This is a genomic window from Lacrimispora amygdalina (genome assembly GCF_003432035.1).
Lineage (GTDB): Bacteria > Bacillota > Clostridia > Lachnospirales > Lachnospiraceae > Lacrimispora > Lacrimispora amygdalina.
In genome coordinates this window covers 61,095-78,667 of sequence record NZ_QOHO01000053.1, presented here as the reverse complement: position 1 = coordinate 78,667, position 17,573 = coordinate 61,095, and the positions used below count along the sequence as shown (strand labels likewise).

At 44.3% G+C, this 17,573-nt stretch carries 13 protein-coding genes; 12 read left to right on the top strand and 1 reads right to left on the bottom strand.

The window, feature by feature from the left end; all coding sequences use genetic code 11:
- Positions 1 to 2 precede the first annotated feature (2 nt).
- The 7 genes from DS742_RS16935 to DS742_RS16905 all read left to right on the top strand — a co-directional run bounded on the left by DS742_RS16935 (position 3) and on the right by DS742_RS16905 (position 9,424).
- Entirely contained in the window at positions 3 to 1,613 is a 1,611-nt protein-coding gene (locus DS742_RS16935; RefSeq protein ID WP_117418164.1) for a response regulator transcription factor, read from the top strand.
- On the top strand, positions 1,613 to 3,385 hold the full coding sequence (locus DS742_RS16930) for a sensor histidine kinase (RefSeq protein ID WP_117418163.1): 1,773 nt from the start codon (positions 1,613 to 1,615) through the stop codon (positions 3,383 to 3,385). The genes DS742_RS16935 and DS742_RS16930 overlap by 1 nt, the downstream gene beginning before the upstream one ends.
- On the top strand, positions 3,382 to 4,353 hold the full coding sequence (locus DS742_RS16925) for a substrate-binding domain-containing protein (protein ID WP_117418162.1): 972 nt from the start codon (positions 3,382 to 3,384) through the stop codon (positions 4,351 to 4,353). The genes DS742_RS16930 and DS742_RS16925 overlap by 4 nt, the downstream gene beginning before the upstream one ends.
- Before the next feature lie 14 nt (positions 4,354 to 4,367).
- Complete coding sequence (locus DS742_RS16920; RefSeq protein ID WP_117418161.1) at positions 4,368 to 5,390, top strand: galactose ABC transporter substrate-binding protein; 1,023 nt, start codon at positions 4,368 to 4,370, stop codon at positions 5,388 to 5,390.
- 194 nt (positions 5,391 to 5,584) lie between these two features.
- Positions 5,585 to 6,712 (top strand): galactose ABC transporter substrate-binding protein, encoded by a 1,128-nt coding sequence (locus tag DS742_RS16915; protein ID WP_117418160.1) that lies wholly within the window; start codon positions 5,585 to 5,587, stop codon positions 6,710 to 6,712.
- A 163-nt stretch (positions 6,713 to 6,875) separates the two neighbouring features.
- Complete coding sequence (locus tag DS742_RS16910; protein WP_117418159.1) at positions 6,876 to 8,429, top strand: sugar ABC transporter ATP-binding protein; 1,554 nt, start codon at positions 6,876 to 6,878, stop codon at positions 8,427 to 8,429.
- Entirely contained in the window at positions 8,426 to 9,424 is a 999-nt protein-coding gene (locus DS742_RS16905) for a galactose/methyl galactoside ABC transporter permease MglC (RefSeq protein WP_117418158.1), read from the top strand. Before DS742_RS16910 ends, DS742_RS16905 begins: the two co-directional genes overlap by 4 nt.
- A gap of 61 nt (positions 9,425 to 9,485) precedes the next feature.
- On the opposite strand, the gene DS742_RS16900 is transcribed toward DS742_RS16905, so the two are convergent.
- Entirely contained in the window at positions 9,486 to 9,938 is a 453-nt protein-coding gene (locus DS742_RS16900; RefSeq protein ID WP_117418157.1) for a CYTH domain-containing protein, read from the bottom strand.
- Positions 9,939 to 10,078: 140 nt separating this feature from the next.
- On the opposite strand from DS742_RS16900, the gene DS742_RS16895 reads away from it, so the two are divergent.
- The 5 genes from DS742_RS16895 to tig all read left to right on the top strand — a co-directional run bounded on the left by DS742_RS16895 (position 10,079) and on the right by tig (position 17,554).
- Positions 10,079 to 11,152 (top strand): galactose ABC transporter substrate-binding protein, encoded by a 1,074-nt coding sequence (locus tag DS742_RS16895; RefSeq protein WP_117418156.1) that lies wholly within the window; start codon positions 10,079 to 10,081, stop codon positions 11,150 to 11,152.
- A gap of 1 nt (position 11,153) precedes the next feature.
- Positions 11,154 to 11,714, top strand: a complete 561-nt coding sequence (locus tag DS742_RS16890; RefSeq protein ID WP_117418155.1) for a DJ-1 family glyoxalase III — start codon at positions 11,154 to 11,156, stop codon at positions 11,712 to 11,714.
- 15 nt (positions 11,715 to 11,729) lie between these two features.
- Positions 11,730 to 13,175, top strand: coding sequence for an extracellular solute-binding protein (locus tag DS742_RS16885; RefSeq protein ID WP_117418154.1), 1,446 nt, complete (start codon positions 11,730 to 11,732; stop codon positions 13,173 to 13,175).
- Between the two features lie 3 nt (positions 13,176 to 13,178).
- On the top strand, positions 13,179 to 16,154 hold the full coding sequence (locus DS742_RS16880) for an EAL domain-containing protein (RefSeq protein ID WP_117418153.1): 2,976 nt from the start codon (positions 13,179 to 13,181) through the stop codon (positions 16,152 to 16,154).
- A 113-nt stretch (positions 16,155 to 16,267) separates the two neighbouring features.
- Complete coding sequence (tig, locus tag DS742_RS16875; RefSeq protein ID WP_117418152.1) at positions 16,268 to 17,554, top strand: trigger factor; 1,287 nt, start codon at positions 16,268 to 16,270, stop codon at positions 17,552 to 17,554.
- Positions 17,555 to 17,573 lie beyond the last annotated feature (19 nt).

The following is a 17,573-nucleotide window of genomic DNA, read 5'->3' as shown; positions in this document are numbered from 1 at the left end:
GCATGGATTTATACAGTATTATTTTGGTGGATGACGAAGAGGAAGTCCGTAAAAGCATTATTAAGAAAATTGAATGGCAGTCAGCCGGTTTTAAAGTGGTGGGTGATGCGGAAAACGGGGAAGATGCCATTGAAAAAATCGAAGTCTTGGAGCCGGACGTGGTTTTAACGGATATCCGGATGCCTTATATGGATGGACTGGCACTGGCGGAAAAAATCCGGCAGCGCTACCCTTCCATGAAGGTTGTTATATTTTCCGGATACGACGATTTTGAATATGCCCAGAAAGCAATCAAATTAAATGTGACCGAATACATTTTAAAGCCTGTAAATGTAGAGGAGCTTACTTCCATTTTAAAGAGGATTAAAAACAATCTTGACCGGGAAATTGAAGAAAAGCGGAATATAAGCCGGCTCAGGGAAAACTACAGGAAGAGCCTTCCTGTATTCCGGGAACAGTTTTTTAATGATCTGGTACACAAGAATCTTTCCAATGAAATTGCGGAGCAGAAGCTGAAAGAATATGATATCCCAATCGCAGGCGCCTGGAAATGGATTATAGCGGCGGTGGCTGTGGAAAGAGGGGAAGTGGGCGACACTCTGACGCTTCATAGGGAAGAGGAACTGATTCCGGTTTCCGTCATGCAGATTATCAGGGAGAAACTGGAAGGGTATTGCAGATTTGCAATGTTTCAGTCTGTTTTAGAGGCTGAGATGGTTGTAGTGGTAGCCCTCGATGAGGATTCCATCACCGGTCTGATCGACGTGCTTGGAGATATCTGTAAGGAAACCAGGAGAATTCTGGAGGTACCCGTCACCATAGGTATCGGCCACAGCTGCGAGGAATTATCCAATATCCCGTACGCTTATCAGTCGGCAATTGATGCTCTTGGCTATAAGGCGATAGCAGGAAAGGGCAGTACCATCTACATCAACGATATGGAGCCGGTAGCAAGCGGGAAACTGGAGTTTGACAGCGTCTCGGAGGCGGATCTTATATCAGCTGTAAAATTTGGGCCGGCTGAAAAGATTGAAGCAGCCGTGACACAGATTATACAGAAGATGGAATCTGCGAAAGTACATTTCAGACAGCAGCAGGTATATATGTTTGGTGTGCTGAACAGTGTGATACAGATGGTACAGCAGTACGATCTTGATCTGGAAGATATCATGGGCGGAGATTTAGAGTCCATGACAGTCTTTGACAAGATACAAAAAGGAGAATTTGGGTCATGGCTTTATAAGGCTGCGGAGAAAATCAACCAGGCAATTAATCAGGAACGTGATCTTACCACGAGACAGGTGATTCAGGAGGCGAGACAGTACATTATGGACCATTATCAGAATCCGGATTTATCCGTGGAGATGATCTGCCGCCATCTGCATATGAGCCCTGCTTATTTCTCAACCCTGTTTAAAAAGGAGACCGGACAGGCCTACATCGCCTATCTGACCGATCTGCGTTTGAATAAAGCGGTGGAACTGTTAAATAAAACAGAAGACAAAACCTATGTCATTGCGGCAAAGGTAGGATATCAGGAACAAAACTATTTCAGTTATGTTTTTAAAAAGAAATTTGGCGTATCACCAACTAAATTTCGCGGAGTGAGGTAATGGAAAAAAAGAATAACAGCATCCGTTATACAATTTTCGTTTATTTTACCATAACGGCACTTGCCGCAGGCCTGCTGATTACCCTGTCCTTATACCAGCGCCTTTCCTCGCAGGTCGCAGAGGTGGTCCAGGAGGAGAATCAGAGTCTGATCAATCAGGTGGCGAGATCTGTGGAATCCTATTTGCGGACAGTCATGAAGCTTTCTGATTCCCTTTATTATGGGGCCGTGAAAAATGCGGACCTTTCTTCCCAGTCCATTAATAATGAGATCACCCTTCTGTATGACAACAATAAAGACAATGTGGACAACATTGCCCTTTTTACCCAGGGCGGAGCAATGGTGGAATCCGTCCCTGCGGCAAGGCTGAAAAGCAGTCTTGACATAACGGGCGAAAAATGGTTTGCCAATGCTCTGGAAAAAACGGAAAACCAGCATTTTTCCGATCCGCACGTCCAGTATATATTTGAAAATAATGAAAACCAGTACCGCTGGGTGATCTCCTTATCAAGGGCAGTGGAGCTTACGGAAGGAACATCTACCACCCAGGGAGTCCTATTGGTGGATTTAAGCTATTCCAGTCTGGAACATTTATTTGACGGAGTCACCACAGGGAAGGGAGGCTATGTCTACTTAATTGCCAGTGATGGAGACATTCTTTATCATCCCAGAATCCAGCTCATTGATTCAGGACGGATGAAGGAAAATAACAAAATCGCCTCCGGCTATAAGGACGGAATACACCGGGAGGTTTTTGAAGGTAAAAGCAGAATCATAACGGTGAAATCCGTTGGCTATACAGGCTGGAAGATTGTGGGGGTTACTCCTAAAAGTGTGGTTTCCTTAAATACCATTAAAACCAGGCTTTTTATAGTGTTCATGATTACTCTCATATTGTTTATACTTGTACTGATCAACTCCTATATCTCATCTCGTATTACAAATCCAATCAAGGAGTTGGAAAAATCCGTAGGAATCCTGGAAGAGGGGGATTTGGAAACAGCAGTTTCCATCGGAGGCTCTTATGAAATTCAGCATTTGGGTAATTCCATTAAGAATATGGCAATCCAGATCCGCGTCCTCATGGACGATATTGTAACGGAGCATGAAGCCAAACGGAAACAGGAATTTGACACCCTGCAATCACAGATCAATCCCCATTTTTTATATAATACCCTGGACATAATTGTCTGGATGATTGAAAATGAACAGAAGAACGAAGCGGTTAAGGCAGTGACGGCACTGGCACGTTTTTTCCGGATCAGTTTAAGCAAAGGAAAAAGCGTCATTACAGTCCGGGATGAACTGGAGCATGTGAGAAGCTATTTAATGATCCAGCATATGCGTTTCAAAAATAAATTTTCCTATGAAATACAGGCAGAGGAAGAATGTATGGAATTAACCAGTTTAAAACTGATTCTGCAGCCGCTGGTGGAAAACGCCATCTATCACGGCATGGAATTCATGGATGGAGAGGGGGAGATTAAATTATCGGTGATGCGAAAGGGAGAAGATCTTATTATCAGGGTTTCCGATAATGGTCTGGGTATGACAGAGGATCAGGTACAAAGTCTCTTTTCCGATGCGGTGCATGTTACATCTGCAAAGGGGTCCGGAATCGGAGTGAAGAATGTAAACGAAAGAATCAAGCTTTATTTTGGAGAGAGATACGGTCTTACCATTGATTCGGAGCCTGATGAAGGGACGACCATCACCATTCTCCTTCCGGCAGTTCCCTATGATTCCGTCTTAGAAAGGGAGAAACGGTCATGACAAAACAGGAAAAAATTTTGTGGGTTCTTTTACCGGTGGTGCTTGTGATCCTGTTCCTTTTGTCCTCCACAGATTTGATTATTAAGGAAAAGAAAACTGAAATCTACCCTATTTCCGTCATTATCAGCGATACCTCTGATGATTATTTTGGGAATTTCAGAAAAGGTGTTGATAAGGCGGCGGAAGAATACAATGTTGACGTCAGTTTTCTTACACTCTATGAAAAGGGAGACCAGGATCAGCAGCTGGAACTTGTGAAACGGGAAATTAACGACGGAGCGTCAGCTGTCGTTTTAGTTCCGGTAAAACCGGAAGAATGCGCCAGAAAGATGGATGACATGGTTTTAAACTGTCCGGCTGTTATTGTGGGCAATCTGATCCCAAACGAGAGAGTAAAAAGCGGGATTGCCCCTGATTTCGAAGAGCAGGGACGGCTGCTTGGCCAGGCAATTGCCAGAGAAAATTCTCCTGGTAAGCCGGTATGGATCTTCATGGATGGGATAGACTATGGTTACAACCGGGAGATTTATTCAGGGGCAGAAAGTGAATTAAAGAATGCCGGTTTTACAGTAAAAATTTATAAAAAAACAATGGGAGAGACGTTCCAAAAGGCAATAGAGGGGCTGGTTTATCCAGGCGGCGAAAAAGTAATTATAGCGGCAATTGACGCGAAAAGTCTGGATGAAACAGCGGAGATTATTGCAGGAAGTCCGGTTTATGGCAGTTACGTGGACGGTCTTTACGGGGTAGGAAGTACCACCAGGCTTTTGACAGATTTAGATAACGGGGTGATAAAAGGGCTGGTGGTAAGCGACCAGTTTGATGCGGGGTACAGAAGCATTGAAAAAGCGGTTGAGTCGGTCCACAGAGGATTTGAGAAAGAACAGATTATACTGGATTCTTATTATATCCGAAGAGAAGATTTAAGAGAGAGCAAATTTGAAAAAATCTTATATCCGATTGACTGAATGGGGGAAAAGAAATGAAAAAAAAATATGGAGTGCTGGCAGCTGTTATTCTTTTATCTGTTATTGTTGTGGGATCCTTTTATCTGAATTATAAGTCAGGAAAAAAGGAGGCGAATAAGGCGGTTCGCATCGGAGTGACTTTATACCGGGGAGATGATTCCTTTATTAATACCATAAGGGGGAAACTGGAAGAACAGGCGAAGGAATATGAAAAGGATACCGGAATTAAGGTTGTTATGGAAATTGTGGATGCGAAGGGAAACCAGAATACCCAGAACAGCCAGGTAGACCGTTTTATTTCTCTGGGGTATGATGCAATCTGTGTCAATATGGTCGACCGTTCGGCTGCATCAAATATTATCGGGAAAGCAATGGAGGCAGATCTGCCGGTTGTATTTTTTAACAGAGAGCCGGTGGAAGAGGACATGCGTCGCTGGGAGAAGCTTTATTATGTGGGGGAAAATGCGAAAGAGTCCGCCACACTTCAGGGGAATATGCTGGTGGATGCTTACAAGGCTGATCCCTCTTCTCTTGACTTAAACGGAGACGGTAAGGTGAACTATGTCCTTTTGGAAGGGGAGAGCAGCCATCAGGATTCTCTCATCAGAACCGAATGGTCCATTCAGACTTTAAAGGATGGAGGCGTGCCTTTGGAAAAGATTACAGGTGCCATCGCAAACTGGGACAGAAGCCAGGCATCTGCCTGGATGGAGCAATGGCTGACCCAGTATCCGGATGAAATTGAGGTGGTAATCTGCAACAATGACGATATGGCTTTGGGAGCAGCAGATGCCATTGGGCGGAAAGGAAGTGCCAGACCGGTCAAGGTGGTTGGGATTGACGGAACTCCCCAGGGGATTGAAGGAGTGCGGGAAGGAAAACTATTTGGAACGGTACAGTGTAACAGTGATGAGTATGCCGGAGTGATCTTTAAAATTGCGGCAGCGGAGTCTCTTGGTAAAAATGTACAGGAAACAGTGGAATTAAGCAGGGATAAGTATTATGAATGCAGACAGAATACCCTGACTGCCAAATAGAAAAATGGAAATACTGTCATTTATCAATAAAAAACTATAAAAAAATCGAGTAAATCATGAAAAATCTAAAAAAATCGATACATATACCAAGAAAATTATATGGAATAGTGCACAAAATAAAGCTATAATGTGCTTGTCGATGAGGTAAAAGTACTAATCGAACACAATTATATAATGATAAGGGAGGATTTATCATGAGATTACTCAAAAAAGTAGTAGCAGTAGGTCTCGCTTCTGCAATGGTATTTTCCATGGCAGGCTGCGGATCCAGCTCAAAGGCCACAACAGCTGCATCTGAGGCAGCAACAACTGCAGCAGAAACAAAGAAGGAAGATACCAGCGCAGCAGAAACGACTGCAGCAGCCGTAAAGGATGCAGTAGGCGGGGATTTAGCTGACAAGAAAGTTGGTATTTCCATTTACAAATTTGATGATAACTTTATGACACTTTATCGTACAGAGCTTCAGCGCTACTTAACTGAAGACCTGGGCTTTAAGAAAGATAATGTAGTAATTCAGGATGGTAAGGGCGATCAGGCAGAGCAGACCAACCAGATCCAGAACTTTATTACCCAGAAATATGACGTACTTATTTTAAATCTTGTTCAGGCTTCATCAGCTCCTGAAATCACAAATATGTGTAAAGAAGCAGGAATTCCTGTTGTTTACATCAACCGTGAGCCAGATCCGGAAGAAGAGCAGAGATGGAAAGATGAAAAAATCAATGCAACTTATGTAGGATGTGATGCAAGACAGTCCGGAACCTATCAGGGAGAAGAAATTCTTGAAACATCCAACAAAGGTGATATCAACGGAGACGGCGTTGTAAACTACATCATGATCCAGGGTGACCCGGAAAACGTAGATGCACAGTACAGAACAGAATTCTCTGTAAAGGCACTGACTGACAAAGGCGTAAAAGTAAAAGAACTCTTAAAACAGCGTGGTGACTGGGATCAGGCAAAAGCACAGCAGATTGCCCAGGATGCTCTGACACAGTACGGCGATCAGATCGAAGTAATCTTCTGCAACAACGATGCTATGGCACTTGGTGCACTTCAGGCAATCGAAGCAGCAGGACGTACCGTAAACAAAGACATCTATTTAGTAGGTGTTGATGCGTTAACAGAAGCTGTTCAGAACGTTATTGATGACAAACAGACCGGTACCGTATTTAACGATCATTTCTCTCAGGCTCAGACAGCAAGCGATATGGCTGTTAAGTTCTTAAAGGGTGAATCTGTTGACAACGTTAACATGGTAGACTATATCAAGGTTACCAAGGCCAATGCCCAGGATACTCTTGACAAATTAAAAAAATAATTTCCAGCAGCCCAAATAGCGGGTGTGTCGGTAAGGCACACCCGATTTTTAAAAGTTAGAGGTATCCCTTTATGTCCCAAAAAACGGACGAATTAATGAAATACCTTAACAGGTATCCCTTTATGTCCAAAAAAACGGACGAATTAATGAAAGGAGAAGCGGGATGGCAGAGAATTACAGACTGGAAATGGTTGGAATCAGCAAATCCTTCCCTGGCGTCAAAGCGCTCGATAAAATCAATTTAAAAGTACGTCCCGGTACCGTTCACGCTCTGATGGGAGAGAACGGAGCAGGTAAGTCAACACTGATGAAATGCCTGTTTGGCATATACAAGATGGATGAAGGTGAGGTTCTGATTGATGGTGCAAAGGTGAGTATTGCCAATCCGGATGATGCACTTCATAAAGGCCTTGCCATGGTACACCAGGAACTTCAGCCGGTACCGGCTCGCTCTATTGCAGAGAACATGTATCTTGGACGGTATCCGATATTTAAATTAGGACCGCTTAAAGTTATCGATCACAAAACCATGAATTCGGAAGCGGAAAAATGGTTAAAGGATGTAAAAATGAATTTCAATCCCAAAGCGAAGCTTGGGACTTTATCAATCGGACAAATGCAGTCAGTAGAAATTGCAAAGGCAGTAAGCCAGAATGCAAAGCTGGTGATTCTGGATGAACCTACTTCATCGCTGACTGATAATGAAGTAGAAGCGCTGTTTAGCATCATCAGGGATTTAAAGTCCCGCGGAGTTTCTATGATATATATCAGCCATAAAATGGCGGAAATCAGACAGATTGCAGATGACATCACCATCATGCGGGATGGAACTTATGTCGGTTCATGGGAAGTGGCTGATATCTCTGATGAAGAAATTGTAAAACAGATGGTAGGAAGAGAACTGGGAAATGTTTATCCTCCGAAAGATGATTACCGGACGGATGAAACCGTTTTAAAGGTAAGCCATTTAAGCAGTATTCATGAACGTTCCTTTCAGGACTGCTCCTTTGAACTGAAAAAAGGAGAGATTCTGGGATTCGGAGGTCTGGTAGGCGCCCAGAGAACCGAGCTTATGGAAGCCATATTCGGAATGAGGAATATTTCCGGGGGAGAAGTTGAGGTCCTTGGAAAGAAAGTTGAGATTAAATGCCCAAAGGATGCCATTGGTGATTCCGTCGGAATGATTACGGAAGACCGGAGAGGTAACGGAATCTTCGGATGCTTAAGTATTTCTGACAATACAGCCATTGCTTCTTACCGCAACTATACAACAGCGGGAGTCATTCAAAAAAAGAAAGTAGCATCTGTTGTGAAGGACAGCATCGCTAAGCTGAGTATTAAAACTCCAAGTGACAGGACTCAGATCCAGTCCCTTTCCGGAGGTAATCAGCAAAAGGTGATTATTGCCAGATGGCTGGCAAGCAATCCTGAAATTTTAATCATGGATGAGCCGACAAGAGGTATCGATGTAGGCGCAAAGTATGAGATTTATCAGATTATGATTGAACTTGTAAAACAGGGAAAATCAATCATCATGATATCCTCTGAAATGCCGGAGTTAATCGGTATGTCAAACCGTATTATTGTTATGTGCGGCGGACGGATCACAGGAGAAGTAGAGGATAGTGAGGCAACCCAGGAGAAGATCATGGCATTTGCCACTAAATTTGACATAAACAAAACGGAAAATAATTCCAAACAGGAGGTTAAGTCATGACAGCTAAGAAGATAAATTTGAAGGATTTCCTTATAAATAATGGAATCATCGTTGTCCTCGTCCTGCTTGCCATTCTTACGGCAATTAAGCAACCATCATTCGGATCATTTGACAATCTAAAAAATATTGCCTTAAATGTGGCACCCCGTTTTATCATTGCCTGCGGTGTATCAGGCTGTCTGATTACCAGAGGTACAGACCTTTCAGCAGGACGTATTGTAGGACTTTCCGCCTGTCTGGCAGGTACACTTTTACAGAAACCAGGCTACAGCGGTAAATTTTTCCCCAATCTTCCGGACTTTGGGATCTGGTGGGTGTTTGTAGTGCTTCTGATCTGTATCTTAGTTGCTGCATTCTTCGGTCTGATCAATGGCCTGGTGATTTCCTATCTGCAGGTTCCTGCTTTTATCGGAACTCTGGGTATGCAGCTGATTGTATACGGTGCCTGTCTTGTTTATACCAATGCAACACCAATCGGCGGTTACCGTCCTGCCTATACGGAGGTAGCAAAAGGAAGACTGTTTGGTTTTATACCTTACCTGTTTTTAATTGCCCTTGCTGTGGGACTTGTGATCTGGTTCATTTATAACAAGACTCCTCATGGAAAATACATGTACGCCATTGGCGGAAATGAGCAGGCAGCTGAAGTTTCCGGTGTTAATACCAAGAAGACAAAGATTATTATCTATGTAACAGCTGCTGCACTTTACGCACTGGGTGGCTTCCTGGTAGGAGCAAAATCCGGCGGATCTTCCGTTAATATGGGTATGGGATGGGAACTGGAAGCAATTGCCGCATGTACCATCGGAGGTGTGTCGGTAAACGGAGGCATCGGTAAGGTATCCGGTGTTTTAATCGGTGTTCTTGTTTTTGAAATCTTAAAAACATGTCTCCAGTATTTGGGAGTCAACACCAACTATCAGTACATTGCCCAGGGTATCGTTATTGTAGTTGCGATTGCTCTTGATATCAGAAAATATATTGCAAAAAAATAAATACTTACTAGAAAAGCGTCCTGTCCGGCAAAAAAAACGGTCAGGGCGCTTATTTCCAGTATTAGGGCAGCTGGCTGAGCCGGCTGTTCTGGTATTCCCCTGATAAGGTGACATCTTTTCCGAACCAGGATGGCGGTGTAAAGGCATGAGCTTCCTCCAGACTGTCAAATTCAACCTCAGCCAGCATTAACCCCTCGTAGCGGCCTTCAAAGACATCAAGCTCTATGGTCAGATGCCCGGAGTGCTCCACGGGGATTAAATATCTCTTTTTTGTAAGAATACAGCCGTCTGTTTTACTGATTAAATGACGGTAGGAGTCTTCGTTTAAGGGAAGGTTGTATTCTTCTCTTGCCAGAAGCCCTTTGGATTTATAGGTCAGTATATAGGTCTCATCCTCTTTGCGGACCCGGACAACGGGATCCGTCGATAAATAACCCTGTTCAATGAGATGATGGGGAAATGATTCATAATTTTCCGGCGGACTGGTAACCAGATATTTGCGCTCGATTTCCATGAAAAAAACCTCCTGATTCCATGTGTTATACTCTAAAACAGGGTTAGTATACCACAATCGGATAAAAAATAGAAGATAGTGGCAAAAAGAAGAAAAACGTGGTAATATGGAAAATACAGTAAAAATCAGGAGATTAAAATATGAAATGCTTGATAAGGCGGACAGCCTTCTTTTTTCTGGTACTCGCAGCGGTTCTTGCAGCGGGGGCTGCAGCAGGCTGTGCAGGGGAAAAAAGCCAGTCAAAACCTGCAGAAAGTTCGGATAAAGAAGCCGGTACAGAGGGAATTGAGACAGAAGAAGGACCAAAGATCGGAATCAGCATTTACCGCTATGATGATACATTCATGAAGCTGTACCGGTCCGAACTCAAACAATATCTAGAAGAGACCTATCATGCCCAGGTCATCATGCGCAATGCAGGAGGGGACCAGAAAGAACAGGACCGACAGATCAGAGAGTTTATAGACAGCAAGTGTGCCGGAATTATCATAAATCCGGTGGAAGCTTCGGCAGCGGGAAGAATTGCAGATACTTCCAGCCAGGCAGGCATTCCGCTGGTCTTTATTAACAGCGAGCCGGATGAGTCAGAGAGAAACCGGTGGAAGGAACAGCACATGGCAGTCTCCAGCGTGGAGACAGATTCTAAGCAGGCAGGAACCTATCAGGGGGAGATTATTCTTGAGAACCCGGGAAAGGGTGACAAAAACCATGATGGTATCCTTTCTTATGTGATGATAAAGGGGGAGGCGGGCAGTGATGCCGCCCGCTACCGGACGGAATATTCCATAAAGGCATTAACGGATGCCGGAGTGAAGACGGAAGAGCTGTTTTCCGGTACCGGCAACTGGAACAGGGAAGAAGGAAAAAAGCTGGCTGCACAAGCTTTATCAACATATGGCCCCAGAATTGATGTGATATTTTGCAACAATGATGCCATGGCAAACGGAGCGCTGGAAGCGGTGGAAGAAGCCGGAATGACACCTGGTAAAGATGTTTATCTGGTGGGAGTTGATGCGCTTCAGGAAACAGTGGGCTATATAAAAGAGGGAAAGATTGCAGGAACGGTTTTAAATGACCATCAGGGCCAGTCAAAGACTGCTGCTGACACACTGATCCGGCTAATTCAGGGAGAAGATGCGGAGACGAGATATCTGGTGGATTATATAAAGGTTACGATGAACAGTACATTTCATAATTGGAAAGGAGACGATTAATATGGGTAAGGTTTATGCATTTTTGGCGGATGGGTCAGAAGAGGTGGAACTGCTTGCAGTTGTTGATGTTCTGCTGAGAGGAGGCCAGGATGTGAAAATGGTGTCGGTAACCGGCAAAAAGAATGTGACCGGCTCTCATGGAATAAAGCTTCAGGCAGACTTATTGATTTCCCAGACAGATTTAAAAGACGGGGATGTGCTCTTTCTTCCCGGAGGGATGCCTGGAACCAGAAACCTTGGTGCAAATGAGGAACTGGTCCGGGCACTGATGGAAGCACAGGAAGATAACCGCAGGATTGCTGCGATCTGTGCTGCTCCCAGTATTCTTGGCAGGCTTGGGATTCTGGAGGGAAAAAAAGCAACCTGTTTTCCGGGATTTGAGCAGGAATTAAAGGGAGCAACTGTGGTGAAACAGGGAGTGGTGACAGACGGCAACATAACGACAGCCAGAGGGCTGGGGTATGCACTTGACATGGGAATTGAGCTGTTGGCATTACTTGTTGATAAACTGCATGCACGTAAAATAAAAGAGGCGATTCAATACGACCAGATTCCCATGTAACAGGCAGGTGAACCTATGAAAAAGAGTTGGATGGTACCAATTGCTTTTGCTTCCTGCTTATTTTTGCTTACCGGATGCGAGAAAAAGGATCCCTATGGACTTTCTTCCAGGGACCCTGTTACAATCTCAATCTGGCATTATTATAATGGTGTCCAGAAGGAAGAATTTGACAGTCTGGTCAGATCATTTAATGAAAATGAGGGACGGGAAAAAGGAATTATAGTTAAGGCTTATAACAAAGGAAGCATTGATGAACTGAGCAGCACGATCAATGACAGTATTGAGCGCAGAGTTGGTTCGGACCCGCTTCCTGACGTATTTTCTGCCTATGCGGACAAGGTCTATGAAGTGGACCGTATGGGACTGGCAGCGGATTTAAGTAATTACCTTACCTCCGATGAGATATCAGAATATGTGGATGCATACATGGAAGAGGGCAGATTTGATGATGGCAGTTCTGTTAAAGTATTTCCAATTGCCAAATCTACCGAGATACTTACGGTGAATAAGACTGACTGGGAGAAGTTTGCCGCTGCAACCGGTGAAACGGAAGATGCATTTTCTACCTGGGAAGGAATTACCAGGGTATCGGAGGCCTATTACAAATGGACAGACAGCCTGACACAAAAGCCTTCTGACGGGAAAGCGTTCTTTGGCAGAGATGCATTTGCCAACTATATGATTATCGGAAGTCTGCAGCTGGGTCATGAGATTTTTTCTGTGAAAGACGGAAAAACCACGCTGGATTTTGACAAAGAGGCAATGCGAAAACTGTGGGATAATTACTACATACCCTTTGTAAACGGATATTTTGGCGCTTACGGGAGATTTCGCAGCGATGATGTAAAGACCGGGCAGCTGGTGGCATTTGTAGGAGCTACCAGTGGAATCTCGTATTTCCCAACCTCTGTGACTCTTGAGGATGGGACAAACTATGCCATTGAAAGCAAACTCTATCCCCTTCCCGGCTTTGCAGGGACGGTGCCCTGCGCTGTTTCCCAGGGGGCAGGTATGATGGTTTTTAAATCAGAAGAGAAGCGGGAATATGCAGCCGTCTGCTTTCTGAAGTGGTTTACCGACACAAAGCAGAATATGAAGTTTGCCATTGGCTCCGGGTATCTGCCGGTTAAAAAGGCGGCAGCCGAGGAATCCCTGCTGGAACCTTTTTTACAGGAAGCCGGCGAGAACAGCGGAGTATCCCAGAACCTGCTCATTGGTCTGGATACGGCAAATAAGTACAGACTTTATACTTCCAAACCTTTTAAGGGAGGAGACCGCGCCAGAGAGATTCTTCAGACTTCTATGGCTTCAAAGGCAAAAGAAGATTACCAGAAGATTGAAACGATGATAAGCCAGGGGGCTGACAGAGAGCGGGCAGTTGCAGATTTCACAACGGATGAGAATTTTAATAACTGGTATGAAGACACGAAGGGGCAATTGGAAGCAGTCATCGGAGAGTAGTTTATGAAAGAAAAGAAAAGTGAGTCCATACGAAACCATTTGCTTGGACCGCTGTTGATCCTGCTGGTTGTGCAGGCTGCAGTGATTGCCGGAACGGTGCTTTTCGGCGGTGTTTCTGTTAAATTAAAGAATAATGAAATCCACGTTTTAAGCCGGAATGCAGAGAATACCAGACTGGGCCTGGAAAAGGAGACTCTTCATCACTGGATTGTCATGCTGAATCATTCCGCTTTCGTTTCCAATGAGATTGAGCAGATTCTGAAGAAAAACCAGTGCAGTGCTCCTGACATTTCAAATGATTATATGTTAAACCGCGAAATCGTGGAACAGATAATAGAAAAATCCATTGATATGCTTCATATGAGTTATGCAACGGGAGTTTTTTTTGTTCTTAACGGGCCGGCAGCAGCCAATAGTTCCAGCGGTATGAAAGCAGGCTTTTACATACGCAGTTCCAATCCGGGAGGGTATTTAACAGATAATTCTTCCCTTTTGATGGAACGGGGGCTGCCATCTGTGGCAGAAAAATATAACATACCTTTGGACTCCTTCTGGGAAATCGGATTTGGCAAAGAGGAAGATTCAAAAAACAGTGAGTTTTACCAAAAACCCCTCAGAATGGCTTTGCAGGAAGGAACCAGTGGGGATGATGCGATGAAACAGGCTTATTTAAGCCCGCCTTTCCGCTTAAGCCCCAAAGACATGCCTGTTATTACTTATTCTGTACCGGTGATTTTAGACGATGGAACCGTTGCGGGAGTCTGGGGCCTGGAGATGACGCTGAATCAGCTGGGACAGATTTTGTCAGAGAAACAGACCAACAGCAGCTTTGAAGAATGCTGGCTCCTTGGAATCCGAAACAGGGAGACAAAAGAAATTGTTCCTGTGATTGATTCCGGCTATCTCTATAATCAGTATTTCAACGAAGCAGCGAACATAGCTTATACAGACAACAGGAAGAAATCAATCAGCGAGATTGAATCTTCCGATGGAACAAAGTGGTATGCAAGCATTAACAGCCTTGATGCATATGCAAACAACGGGGTGATGGAAAATGAAGACTGGGTACTTGTGGGGCTGGCAAGGCAAAAGGATCTGCTTGCGTTTTATAATGCAATCCGGCGCATGCTGGTCAGTACCATGCTGGTTCCCATCTTGTTCAGCATGCTTGGAGCGTTTGCCATCGGAAAGATTGTGACGGAACCGATTCGGAGACTTGCAGGTGAATTAAAGGGGAAGTCCGGTAACCGGGGGCTTGCGCTGAAACGGGTTCATATCCGTGAGATTGATGATCTTACGGAAACCATTGAACAGTTAAGCCGTGACGTGGAAATGTCCTCATCAAAGATTTCCAGTATCCTCCGCCATGCCAATGTAATGATCGGAGTTTTTGAATATGCAGACGGTGCAGACCAGGTTTTCTGCAGCCAGTCTCTCTTTGAGATGCTTGGCTGGGGAACGATAGAGGAACCATACCGGTATCTGGAGGTTGAAAAATTTGAAGTGCTGATGGACCAGACATTTACCGGCGTGCGGATTAAGGGAGACCGTGTGTTTCAGAGCCTGGAATTGGAAGGCCGGACACGGTGGGTACAGGTGATCATAGATGAGTCCAAGGCGGGAACTACTCTTGGCGTATGCTCTGATGTGACTGCAGATGTGCAGGAGAAGGAAAAGCTGGAAAGGGAACGTAATTTTGATCTGCTGACAGAGCTGTATAACCGGAGGGCGTTTCGGGAGCAGGTGGAGTTTGTGATGAGAACCCAGAAGGAGAAATATGGGGCAGTCATCATGTGGGATCTTGATAATTTAAAGTATATCAATGATACATATGGGCATGATGAAGGAGACCGTTATCTGATACTGTTTGCGGACTGTTTAAAGAACAGCTTTGCCGGAAGGGGCATTTTAGCCCGTTATTCCGGCGATGAATTTGTGACGTACTTACATGGAGACAGCAAGGAGAAAATACGAAAGGATGTCTGTGATTTTATAAAGTATATTCAGAAGGCAGCTCTCAATATGGAAGGCGGATACATGCTTCCTGTCCGGGTTTCAGGGGGTATGTCCTGGTACCCTGATGATGCAGCGGAATTTGAAACTCTGTTTAATTATGCGGATTTTGCCATGTATATGGTAAAGCATAGCGTGAAGGGCAATGTAAGGGAATTTGACCTTGATGAGTATACCCATAATTCCTATATGCTGACAGGAAGTGAAGAATTGAACCGAATGCTGGAAACAAGAGATGTAAGCTTTGTTTTTCAGCCGATTGTGACACGGGAAGGCAGTATCTATGGATACGAACTTCTGATGCGGCCTCATTTTACAAATTTAAGGGGGATCGGTGAAGTTTTAAACCTTGCAAGGTCCCAGGCGAAGCTGCCCCAGATTGAGTCACTGACCTGGTTTGCAGGCTTAAAGGCAGCAGCAGCTGAACTGGAGAAGGGCCATCTGGGAGAGATGGAAAAGCTGTTTATTAACTCCATTGCATCTGTGTGCATCACCGAGGATGAACAGGCAGAGCTGGAGCGTAATTTTAGCGGTCTCTTAAGCCGGATTGTCATTGAGATGACTGAGGGGGAACCTGCCAGCAGGGAACTCATGGAGAGAAAGATGGCTATGGCCAGAAAATGGCGGGGACAGACGGCTGTGGATGATTTTGGTACCGGATATAACAGCGAATCCGTTCTTCTGCATATGAGGCCGGAGATTGTTAAAGTGGATATGAGTCTGGTAAGGCAGATACACAAGGATACAAAAAGGCAGATGATATTAAAAAATCTGCTTGATTTTGCTTCCAGCAACGAAATCTGTGTATTGGCAGAAGGTGTGGAAACGGAAGAGGAACTGGTATTTTTACTAAATTCCGGCATCTGTTTATTCCAGGGATATTACATTGCCAGACCCCAGATCGAGATTCGTCCTCTTGATCCGTATATCGCCGGAAAAATGAAGGAGTTCGCAGGAAAAACCTGATTTTATCATAAATAATACTGGAATTTAGGGGACGAGTATGGTATAATGCTAAATTGAAGTGTAACGCCCTGTCGGTAAGGCGGTTCACATATATCTCAAGGAGGAACCCATTAATGAGTTTACAAGTGGAAAAATTAGAAAAGAACATGGCAAAATTAACGGTAGAAGTGCCGGCTGAGGAGTTTGAGAAGGCTCTTACCGCAGCTTACAATAAGAATAAGGGCAGATTTAATATCCCTGGTTTCAGAAAAGGCAAAGCACCACGTGCCATGGTAGAAAAGATGTATGGAGCAGGTGTCTTATATGAGGACGCTGTAAATGAAGCTCTTGATGCGACATATGGAGATGCGGCAGAGGAAAGCGGACTGGAGATCGTATCCAGACCGGAAATCAGCGTTGTTCAGGTTGAAAAAGGCCAGAACTTAATCTATACTGCTACTGTAGCCGTAAAACCGGAAGTGACTTTAGGCGAATATAAAGGAATTGAAGTAACCAAAGCATCCGCTGAAGTTACAGAAGAAGATATTGAAGCAGAATTAAAGAGAGTCCAGGAACAGAATTCCAGACTTGTTACCGTAGAAGACAGAGCAGTAGAAGACGGCGACCAGACAGTAATCGACTTTGAAGGCTTCGTTGACGGAAAGTCTTTCGAAGGCGGTAAGGGCGAGGATTATCCGCTTACCATCGGTTCCCATTCCTTTATCGATACATTTGAAGAACAGCTCATTGGAAAGAACATTGGAGAATCCTGTGAAGTAAACGTAACCTTCCCAAATGAATATCATTCCACGGAACTTGCTGGAAAACCGGCTATGTTCAAGGTTACCGTTAAGGAAATCAAGAGAAAAGAGCTTCCTGAGTTAAATGATGAATTCGCTGGCGAAGTTTCAGAATATGATACTTTGGAAGAATACAAAAACGACATCAAGGAAAAAGTTGCTGAGAGAAAGCAGAAGGCAGCAGCTACTGAGAATGAAGATCATGTGGTAGAGAAGGTTGTGGAGAACGCAGCTATGGATATTCCAGAGCCGATGATTGACAGCCAGGTGAGCAACATGGTGAATGACTATGCAAGAAGAATGCAGAGCCAGGGACTTTCTCTTGACCAGTATATGAAGTTTACAGGCATGACAATTGAAACATTAAGAGAGCAGATGAAGCCTCAGGCATTAAAGAGAATCCAGACAAGACTGGTTCTTGAGGCAGTTGCAAAGGCAGAGAATATCACTGTTTCTGATGAAGCAGTAGAAAAAGAAATTGCAACTATGGCTGAAAGCTACAAGATGGAAGTTGGACAGATTAAAGAATATCTTGGCGAAAGCGGCATTGCACAGATGAAAGAAGATCTGGCAGTACAGGAAGCTGTTGATTTCCTGGTAGCAGAAGCAAAATTAGTTTAAGAAGTTTTATTCCCGGTAG

What these genes read in the sequence shown, in the direction of transcription:
- DS742_RS16935 (WP_117418164.1), top strand. Translation starts at nt 3, where the DNA reads ATGGATTTATACAGTATTATTTTGGTGGATGACGAAGAGGAAGTCCGT.
- DS742_RS16930 (WP_117418163.1), top strand. Translation starts at nt 1,613, where the DNA reads ATGGAAAAAAAGAATAACAGCATCCGTTATACAATTTTCGTTTATTTT.
- DS742_RS16925 (WP_117418162.1), top strand. Translation starts at nt 3,382, where the DNA reads ATGACAAAACAGGAAAAAATTTTGTGGGTTCTTTTACCGGTGGTGCTT.
- DS742_RS16920 (WP_117418161.1), top strand. Translation starts at nt 4,368, where the DNA reads ATGAAAAAAAAATATGGAGTGCTGGCAGCTGTTATTCTTTTATCTGTT.
- DS742_RS16915 (WP_117418160.1), top strand. Translation starts at nt 5,585, where the DNA reads ATGAGATTACTCAAAAAAGTAGTAGCAGTAGGTCTCGCTTCTGCAATG.
- DS742_RS16910 (WP_117418159.1), top strand. Translation starts at nt 6,876, where the DNA reads ATGGCAGAGAATTACAGACTGGAAATGGTTGGAATCAGCAAATCCTTC.
- DS742_RS16905 (WP_117418158.1), top strand. Translation starts at nt 8,426, where the DNA reads ATGACAGCTAAGAAGATAAATTTGAAGGATTTCCTTATAAATAATGGA.
- DS742_RS16900 (WP_117418157.1), bottom strand. Translation starts at nt 9,938, where the DNA reads ATGGAAATCGAGCGCAAATATCTGGTTACCAGTCCGCCGGAAAATTAT.
- DS742_RS16895 (WP_117418156.1), top strand. Translation starts at nt 10,079, where the DNA reads ATGAAATGCTTGATAAGGCGGACAGCCTTCTTTTTTCTGGTACTCGCA.
- DS742_RS16890 (WP_117418155.1), top strand. Translation starts at nt 11,154, where the DNA reads ATGGGTAAGGTTTATGCATTTTTGGCGGATGGGTCAGAAGAGGTGGAA.
- DS742_RS16885 (WP_117418154.1), top strand. Translation starts at nt 11,730, where the DNA reads ATGAAAAAGAGTTGGATGGTACCAATTGCTTTTGCTTCCTGCTTATTT.
- DS742_RS16880 (WP_117418153.1), top strand. Translation starts at nt 13,179, where the DNA reads ATGAAAGAAAAGAAAAGTGAGTCCATACGAAACCATTTGCTTGGACCG.
- tig (WP_117418152.1), top strand. Translation starts at nt 16,268, where the DNA reads ATGAGTTTACAAGTGGAAAAATTAGAAAAGAACATGGCAAAATTAACG.